Raw genomic sequence first — 1,034 nt, forward strand, 5'->3', positions numbered from 1 at the left:
GATAAAAAATATGTTTTTAAGTTAATATGATAAAAAATATTTCCCAAATGTTATTAGGAAATATTTTTCCATCTGATTAATTATAAAAAATTAACGAAATCTTCAGGCTTTAATTTAAAAGGTGTTTTTTTTTGGCCTTTTTCTTCCTCAGGAACTATTTTTTCTTTTCCTACGGATATTAAAATAAGAGGTAAATAATTGCGAGGAATAGCAAAAAGTTCGTTTACTTGGTCAAATTTGCAGCCTCCGATAAAACCTCCGTTATAACCAAACTTTTGCAAAGTAGCCACAAAATTAAGACCTACAATGCCTCCTTCTAAAAATAATTCATTATGCAATTTGTTCTCTTGCATAGAAGAATAATTTTCTTTAATTTGTTTTAACACGAATTCTTTTCTTTCCAGAGAGATTTCGTTATTTAACCATTTTTGTTGATAAATATATTCGCTATTTTTAGCTTTATTTAGGTCTCCAAACAACAAAACCATAGCTGAACTAGTTTCCAATTGGGTTAAATTACCTTTTAAACAAGTTTTTAATTTATTTTTGTTTTCTTGACTTTCTATGACGAAAAAACGCCATGGTTGCAAGTCAAAAGAAGAAGGAGTGAAACGTATGTCTTGAAATATTTTATCCCAAGTTTCTTTATTGATTTTGTGGTCTTTGTCAAACAATCTAACTGTTTTAATTTTCATTCTACATTCCTTCGTTTTATGTTGTCTTTTATAATTTTGGTCAATAAATAAAATTTTTATAAAAACATTTACATTGTATTTTAACAAATTTTATTGATCTTAAAAGCAAAAAGAGAGAAAAATTTTATACTGACAACAAAATTTCTTCCTATTAAAAATCTTCCACTAAACAATATTTTATACAATTTTTTGATAAAAAACAATACAAAATAGAAATGGTTTTTAAAAAACGCAACATGATGAACAAAAACAAAAATATAATCCTTTTTAAGATTATAATTCTTTTTTTGCTTTTTTCTAGTTATTTAATTTATAAATTTATTCAAGGGGCAAAGCTAG

The 1,034-nt window shown here is 25.1% G+C and carries 1 protein-coding gene; it reads right to left on the reverse strand.

Annotated features, from left to right (window positions below; genetic code table 11):
* Positions 1-80 precede the first annotated feature (80 nt).
* Positions 81-695, reverse strand: coding sequence for a nitroreductase family protein (locus HR065_RS00505; protein WP_244948320.1), 615 nt, complete (start codon positions 693-695; stop codon positions 81-83).
* Between the last annotated feature and the right edge of the window lie 339 nt (positions 696-1,034).

Source organism: Candidatus Phytoplasma pruni, assembly GCF_013391955.1.
Taxonomy (GTDB): domain Bacteria; phylum Bacillota_I; class Bacilli_A; order Acholeplasmatales; family Acholeplasmataceae; genus Phytoplasma.

Excerpts from the sequence above, each read along its gene's own strand:
- HR065_RS00505 (WP_244948320.1), bottom strand. The coding sequence starts at position 695 with ATGAAAATTAAAACAGTTAGATTGTTTGACAAAGACCACAAAATCAAT.